Genomic DNA, 6,963 nt, shown 5'->3' with positions numbered 1-6,963 from the left:
CGCCAGGGCTGTTCGACAACTACCGCTCCTTCCGGGGCCGTCCGGCCGCGCTGTTCGGCCAGCCGGTGGTGCGCCGCCCCGGGGTCGGGGTGGTGACGGTGCTCGGCGGCGGCTACCCGGCCTCCGGCGCGGCCGGGCCGGACCGCTCGCCGGTGCCGTACCTGCCGCCCGGGCTGCGCTACGACCCGATGGAGGGCGCGGGCGAGGTGCAGACCCCGCTGCTCGGCTCCGCCGCCGACGACCTGCTGATCGGTGACCGGGTCTGGTTCCGGCACGCCAAGGCGGGCGAACTGTGCGAGCGCTTCGCGGAGTTGCACCTGATCGAGGGCGACCGGATCGTCCGGACCGTGCCGACCTACCGGGGCGAGGGCAGGACGTTCCTCTGACAAGTCTTTCCACAGCCTTAAGCGGGCCCGATGGAACGCCTAACCCGGCCGTTCCCTCGGGCCTTTTGCCTGTTCGGGGCCTACAGTCCGTCAACAAGCGCAGCACGCACGGCTATTGCCATCTGGTCCAGACCAATCCTACGCTTCGGCCGGGGGCCCGCGATCCGGGCCGGCGGCCCCCGAACGGACAGGCGTGTCCGCTCTCCCCCACACCCGCCCGGAACGACGGTCAAGGAGTCCCCACCCCATGTCCATCAAGCGAACCGCCCTGTCCGTCGGCGTGGTCGGCGCCGCGGTCCTCGCGGTGGCCACCGCCACCGCCGGCACCGCCAGCGCCCACGGCACGATGACCAACCCCGTCAGCCGGATCGCCGCCTGCTACGCGGAGGGCCCGGAGCACCCGGTCTCGCAGGTCTGCAAGGACCTCGTCGCGGCGAGCGGCACCCAGCCGCTGTACGACTGGAACGAGGTCAACATCGCCAACGCCAACGGCAACAGCCAGGCGCTGATCCCGGACGGCCACCTCTGCTCGGCCAACCGCGACAAGTACGCGGCCCTGGACTGGCCGCGCACCGACTGGCCGGCCACCTCGGTGAGCGCGGGCAGCTTCACCTTCCAGTTCCGCACCACCGCGCCGCACGTCGGCACCCAGACCGTCTACATCACCAAGCCGACCTACGACCCGACCAAGCCGCTGAAGTGGTCGGACCTCGACCCGACCCCGGTGGCCCAGGTGCAGGTCGACCGCACCGCCACCAACGGGGTCTACACCTACTCCGGCACCCTGCCGCAGCGCACCGGCCGCCAGCTGCTCTACACGGTCTGGCAGCGCAGTGACAGCCCGGAGGCGTTCTACAGCTGCTCGGACGTCGACTTCGGCAAGACCACCACCGCCGGCGCCCCGGCCGTCTCCTCGTTCGCCGCGCCGGCCGCGCCCAGCGACGCGCAGATCGCCGCCGACGCCTCCAAGTCCACGGTCGCCCACCACGGGCACGGCGGAGACCCCAACTCCCCGGCCGGCCAGGTGATCCCGACCACCTCCGCGGCCGTGGCCGACACCTCGGCCACCGGTCCGCTGCTGCTCGCCGGTGCCGCCGCCCTCGGTGTCGGCTGGGCGGGCATGGTGCTCCGGCGCCGTCGCGTCGAGGCTGTTCGACGCGACTCCTGACGCCGGACACGGGGCCTGGCCGGCTCACCCCCGTCCGGCCCGGCCCCGTGGTTCCCGTTGGCCCGTGGTTCCCATTGGGGCGACGAACGGCGGCGTGTGTGAGGAGCTGGGGCCCGTCTCCCGACGGGCCCGGGCGCTCAGGTGTTCTCGGTCCCCGCGCCTCCGGTGCTGCCCGGGGCCCCGGCACCGCCGGCTCCGGTGCCGCCGCCAATGTCCGGCAGGCCGGGGATGGACGGGACCTTGCCCTTGTAGTCGGCGATGCCCTTGACGATGGTGTCCATCACGGCGACGTCCGGCGACTTGTCGGCGATGTCGAAGCCGAAGTGCACCGCGACCAGCGCCTTGCCGTCGGTGGACGGGAAGACCACGGTCTGCACGTAGCCGCTGTTGCCCTTGGCCACGTCCACCTTCCAGCGGACCAGGTAGCCGTCCTGGCCGTTGACCTTCACGGCCTCCGACTTGAGCTCCTGGTGCCCGGTGATGCCCTTGTAGGAGTCATCGGCGGCCTTCTGGATGTCCGCCTTGGCCGCCGCCTGGACGTCCGTGCCGCCGCCGTCGATCCGGCCGGTGTTCACGCCGCCGAGGCTGCACTGGTCGGTGCTGTCCGCGCAGGTGTACTGGCCGACACTGATCGCCGCGTAGCCGTCGGGGGTGGTGCCGGCCTCCCAGCCGGTGGGGACGGGCAGGGTGAGCTTGTTCACCACGTCGATCGCGTTCCCGGCGCCGGGGCGCTGCTTGCCGCTGCCGCCCCCGTTGCCGCCCTTGCCGCCGCTGCCACCGCTGCCGCCGTTTCCGCCGCCCAGGCCCGGGAAGCCGCCGAACGGACCGGCGTCGTCGCCCGGTGCCGGCTGCTGCTGCCGGCCGGCGGTGCGGTGCGGGCGGGAGTCGTGGTTGTCCATCGCCAGGTAGGTGATCCCCGAGCCGGCGCCCAGGCCGAGCAGCGCGGCGACGGTCGCGGCCACCACCAGCTTGGAGGGCTTGCGCCGGGCCTTGCGCGGCCGCTCGGCGGGCCCGCCGAAGGCGGCACCGAAGGGCGGCGGCTCCGGGTAGCGGACGGTCGGTCCGCCGTCCAGCACCTCGCCCTCCAGCACCGTGGGCTGCTCCGCCGCTCCCGGCCCCGGGGCCCCGGCCGCCGGAGGCTCCGGCTGCGGGGCGTCCGAGGGTGCGGGCCGGGTGCTGGCCGTCCAGCCCTTGCCGTCCCACCAGCGCTGCGGTCTCGGGTCGCTGGTGTCCTTCGGGTCCGGGTACCACCCGGCGGGAATCTGCTCACTCACAGCAGAGAATCTAAGCGCAGCCGGATAAACGCGAAATCAGCGCAGCCCGGAATTCCCGGGGTTTTCGATGAGATTACGGTGAGAACCCCCCGCCCGCGCCGCGCGGTGCCCGTCACAGCGGGGTGACGTACGCCCCGGAGATGCCGCCGTCCACCAGGAACTCGCTCGCGGTGATGAACGAGGAGTCGTCGCTGGCCAGGAAGGCCACCGCAGCGGCGATCTCCTCGGCCCGGGCGAACCGGCCGAGCGGGATGTGCACCAGCCGCCGGGCCGCCCGCTCCGGGTCCTTGGCGAACAGCTCGCGCAGCAGCGGGGTGTCCACCGGCCCGGGCGACAGTGCGTTCACCCGGATCCCCTCCCGGGCGAACTGCACGCCCAGCTCGCGGGACATCGCCAGCACCCCGCCCTTGGAGGCGGTGTACGAGATCTGCGAGGTGGCCGCGCCCATCCGGGCCACGAAGCTCGCGGTGTTGATGATCGAGCCCCGCCCGTGCCGGCGCATGTACGGCAGCGCGGCCTTGCAGCACAGGTAGACCGAGGTCAGGTTGACCTCCTGGACCTTCCGCCAGGCCTCCAGGCCGGTGGTCAGGATCGAGTCGTCCTCCGGCGGGGAGATGCCCGCGTTGTTGAAGGCCACGTCCACGCTGCCGTAGGTCTCGTACGCCTCGTCGAACAGCGCCTCGACCATGTACGGGTCGGTGACGTCGGTGTGCACGAACAGCCCGCCGACCTCCTTGGCGGCGGCCCGCCCGGTCTCCTCGTCCAGGTCCGCGCAGACCACCTTCGCCCCCTCCGAGGCGAGCCTGCGGGCGGCGGCCAGGCCGATCCCGCTGCCCGCCCCGGTGACCACGGCGGTGCGGCCGACCAGGCGGCGGCAGACCATCTCGTCCTTCTCGGTCATCGGCCGTCACTCCTCGCTGTGGATGAAGACGTTCTTGGTCTCGGTGAAGTGGCGCAGCGCGTCCGGCCCCAGCTCGCGGCCCACGCCGGACTCGCCGTAGCCGCCGAAGGGCGTCCAGTAGCGCACCGAGGAGTGCGAGTTGACCGACAGGTTGCCCGCCCGTACGCCCCGGGCCAGGCGCAGCGCCCGGCCGACGTCCCTGGTCCAGATCGAGCCGGACAGGCCGTAGCGGGTGGCGTTGGCCAGGCGCAGCGCGTCGGCCTCGTCGGTGAACGGCAGGACGGCGGCGACCGGGCCGAAGATCTCCTCGGTGACCGCGGGGGACTCCGGGTCGGTGGGCGCGAGAACGGTGGGCGGGTACCAGTAGCCGGGGCCGTCCGGCACCTCGCCGCGGGCCAGCACGGGCAGGTCGGGGGTGACGTAGGAGGCGACCCGGCGGACCTGACCGGCCGAGATCAGCGGGCCGAGCTGGGTGGCCGGGTCGGTCGGGTCGCCGGTGCGCAGCGCCTCGACGGCGGGCAGCAGCAGGGCGAGGAAGTCCTCGTACACCTCGCGTTGGACCAGGATCCGGCTGCGGGCGCAGCAGTCCTGGCCGCTGTTGTCGGCGAAGGACATCGGGTCGGCGGCGCGGGCCAGGTCGGCGTCGGCGAAGACCAGGTTGGGGCTCTTGCCGCCGAGTTCCAGGGTGACCCGCTTGGCGCGGGCGGCGCAGCGGGCGGCGACCTCCTTGCCGACGACGGTCGAGCCGGTGAAGACGATCTTGCGCACCGCCGGATGGTCGACCAGGGCCCGGCCGGTGGTGCCTCCGGCGCCCGGGACGACCTGGAACAGGCCCTCGGGCAGGCCTGCGGCCAGGGCGAGTTCGGCCAGTCGCAGCGCGGTCAGCGGGGTCGCCTCGGCGGGCTTGAGCAGCACCGCGTTGCCGGCCGCGAGGGCGGGGGCGAAGCCCCAGGCGGCGATCGGCATCGGGAAGTTCCAGGGGGCGATGACCCCGACCACGCCGACCGGTTCGTGGAAGGTCACGTCCAGTCCGCCGGGCACCGGGATCTGGCGGCCGGTCAGGCGTTCCACTCCCCCGGCCGCGTACTCCAGCAGGTCGCGGACGTTGCCGGCCTCCCAGCGGGCGTTGCCCAGGGTGTGTCCGGCCTCACCGACCTCCAGGGCCGCCAGTTCGGGGACGTGCACCTCGACCTGGTCGGCGAACCGGCGCAGCAGCCGGGCGCGTTCACCGGGCGCCAGCGCCGCCCAGCCCGCCTGGGCCTTGTCGGCGCGCCGGACGGCCTCGTCCAACTGCTCGGCGGTGGTGTCCGGGACGGTGGCGAGCACCTCGCCGGTGGCGGGGTTGCGGACGGTGCTGACGGGCGGCTCGGTCATGCCTCACATCCGTTCGAAGGATCGGTAGCGCTCCCAGTCGGTGACGGCCCCGTCGTAGGCGGACTGCTCGACCCTGGCCATGTTCAGGTAGTGCTCGACGACGTCGTCGCCGAAGGCCGTACGGGCCAGTTCGCTCTCCGCCCACAACCCGGCCGCCTCGCGCAGCGATCCGGGCACCCGGGCGTACTCGTCCACCGCGTAGGCGTTGCCCAGGCACGGCGCCGGCAGGTCCAGCTTGCGCTGGAGGCCGTAGAGACCGGCCGCGATCATGCCGGCCACCGCGAGGTACGGGTTGACGTCGCCGCCGGGCACCCGGTTCTCCATCCGCAGCGACTGCCCGTGGCCGACCACCCGGTAGGCGCAGGTGCGGTTGTCCCGGCCCCAGGCGACGGCGGTCGGGGCGAAGGAGCCGGGGCGGTAGCGCTTGTAGGAGTTGATGTTGGGCGCGTACAGCAGGCTGAACTCGCGCAGGGCGACGAGCTGTCCGGCCAGGAAGTGCCGCATGGTGTCGGTCATCCGGCCGTCCCGGCCGGCGAAGGCGGGGGCTCCTACGGCATCGCGCAGCGACAGGTGGATGTGGCAGCTGTTGCCCTCGCGCTCGTCGTACTTGGCCATGAAGGTGAGCGCGCAGCCCTGTTGGGCGGCGATCTCCTTGGCGCCGGTCTTGTAGACGCTGTGCTGGTCGCAGGTGGTGAGGGCGTCGGCGTAGCGGAAGGCGATCTCGTGCTGGCCAAGGTTGCACTCGCCCTTGGCGGACTCCACGGTCAGCCCGGCGCCGGCCATCTCGTTGCGGATCCGGGCGAGCAGCGGCTCGACCCGGGCGGTGCCCAGCATCGAGTAGTCCACGTTGTAGAGGTTCGCCGGGGTCAGGCCGCGGTAACCGCCGAGCCAGGCCTGCTCGTAGGTGTCGCGGAAGACCAGGAACTCCAGCTCGGTGCCGATGTCCGCGGCCAGGCCGTACTCGGCGAGCCGCTCGATCTGGCGGCGCAGCAGTTGGCGCGGGGCGGCGTCCACCGGGTGGCCGCCGTGCCGGGCGAGGTCGGCGGTGACCTGGGCGGTGCCGGGCTGCCAGGGGGTCAGCCGCAGGGTCGCGAGGTCGGGGCGCATCGCGAAGTCGCCGTAGCCGGTGGCCCAGGAGGAGAAGGCGTAGCCGTCCACGGTGTTCTGGTCCACGTCCACGGCCAGCAGGTAGTCGCAGGCCTCGGCGCCGTTCTCGGCCACCTCGTCGAGGAAGAAGCGGGCGGCGAAGCGTTTGCCCTGGAGGCGGCCCTGCATGTCGGTGAAGGAGAGCGCGACGGTGTGCACTTCTCCGGCGTCCACCAGGATGCGCAGTTCGTCCAGGGTCAGCGGCGGCCGGGGCGGCGAGCCCGCGGCGGCGTTCTCGGGCACGACGGACTCGGGCATGACGAACCCTCCTCCTCGATCACTCTTCGAGATCAAGCGGTCACAGCGAACCGTACGGCCTGCGACTCGCGGGGCGGAAGAGGGCGGACGGGTGTGGCGCGCCGACATGCGAGGTTGACGGTGTATCAGACGGTACGGGAGGAGAATGCGCGCCATGGATCGCAGGCCTTTCATCGGTGTCAGCACCTATCTGGTGAACGCGAGTTGGAGCGACTGGCGGGGCCGCCGGGTGGCCCTGGTGCCGGAGCGGTACACCGCGTACGTCCAGGACTCCGGCGGGATCGCCGTCCTGCTGCCGCCCGACAGTCCCGAGCGCGCGCCCGAGGTGCTCGCCCGGCTGGACGCCCTGGTCATCGCGGGCGGGCCGGACATCGACCCCGGCTACTACGGGGAGCCGGCGCATCCGGCGACGGAGGTGGACTCGCCCGAGCGGGACGCCTGGGAGGTGGCGCTGCT

At 72.9% G+C, this 6,963-nt stretch carries 6 protein-coding genes and 1 pseudogene; 3 read left to right on the top strand and 4 right to left on the bottom strand.

Features of this window, described 5'->3' with window-relative positions; all coding sequences use genetic code 11:
• Positions 1-386, top strand: a pseudogene (locus J0670_RS25610) (amino acid deaminase/aldolase); the annotation flags it as partial.
• A 247-nt stretch (positions 387-633) separates the two neighbouring features.
• Positions 634-1,554: a lytic polysaccharide monooxygenase gene (locus tag J0670_RS25605; protein ID WP_207814025.1), complete on the top strand. Its 921-nt coding sequence runs from the start codon at positions 634-636 to the stop codon at positions 1,552-1,554.
• Positions 1,555-1,691: 137 nt separating this feature from the next.
• Here J0670_RS25605 and J0670_RS25600 read toward each other — a convergent pair whose 3' ends face one another.
• The 4 genes from J0670_RS25600 to J0670_RS25585 form a co-directional block, all read right to left on the bottom strand.
• Positions 1,692-2,828 carry a DUF2510 domain-containing protein gene (locus J0670_RS25600; protein WP_207814024.1) on the bottom strand — a complete coding sequence of 379 codons (1,137 nt, stop codon included), beginning with the start codon at positions 2,826-2,828 and terminating at the stop codon, positions 1,692-1,694.
• Positions 2,829-2,940: 112 nt separating this feature from the next.
• The gene (locus tag J0670_RS25595) at positions 2,941-3,729 is read right to left on the bottom strand and encodes a 3-oxoacyl-ACP reductase (protein WP_207814023.1); all 789 of its coding nucleotides are present in this window, start codon (positions 3,727-3,729) and stop codon (positions 2,941-2,943) included.
• A 6-nt stretch (positions 3,730-3,735) separates the two neighbouring features.
• Entirely contained in the window at positions 3,736-5,103 is a 1,368-nt protein-coding gene (locus J0670_RS25590; RefSeq protein ID WP_207814022.1) for an aldehyde dehydrogenase, read from the bottom strand.
• A 3-nt stretch (positions 5,104-5,106) separates the two neighbouring features.
• Positions 5,107-6,507, bottom strand: a complete 1,401-nt coding sequence (locus J0670_RS25585) for a glutamine synthetase family protein (RefSeq protein ID WP_207814021.1) — start codon at positions 6,505-6,507, stop codon at positions 5,107-5,109.
• Between the two features lie 154 nt (positions 6,508-6,661).
• Between J0670_RS25585 and J0670_RS25580 the strand changes: the two genes are divergently transcribed.
• Positions 6,662-6,963: gamma-glutamyl-gamma-aminobutyrate hydrolase family protein (locus tag J0670_RS25580; protein WP_207814020.1), on the top strand; the 302-nt coding region annotated here is incomplete at its 3' end.

This window comes from Streptomyces sp. FH025 (genome assembly GCF_017427025.1).
Taxonomy (GTDB): domain Bacteria; phylum Actinomycetota; class Actinomycetes; order Streptomycetales; family Streptomycetaceae; genus Kitasatospora.
The sequence above is the reverse complement of the archived record's forward strand: the minus strand, read 5'-3'. Positions and strand labels throughout refer to the sequence as shown.

What these genes read in the sequence shown, in the direction of transcription:
- J0670_RS25595 (WP_207814023.1), bottom strand. Translation starts at nt 3,729, where the DNA reads ATGACCGAGAAGGACGAGATGGTCTGCCGCCGCCTGGTCGGCCGCACC.
- J0670_RS25590 (WP_207814022.1), bottom strand. Translation starts at nt 5,103, where the DNA reads ATGACCGAGCCGCCCGTCAGCACCGTCCGCAACCCCGCCACCGGCGAG.
- J0670_RS25585 (WP_207814021.1), bottom strand. Translation starts at nt 6,507, where the DNA reads ATGCCCGAGTCCGTCGTGCCCGAGAACGCCGCCGCGGGCTCGCCGCCC.
- J0670_RS25605 (WP_207814025.1), top strand. Translation starts at nt 634, where the DNA reads ATGTCCATCAAGCGAACCGCCCTGTCCGTCGGCGTGGTCGGCGCCGCG.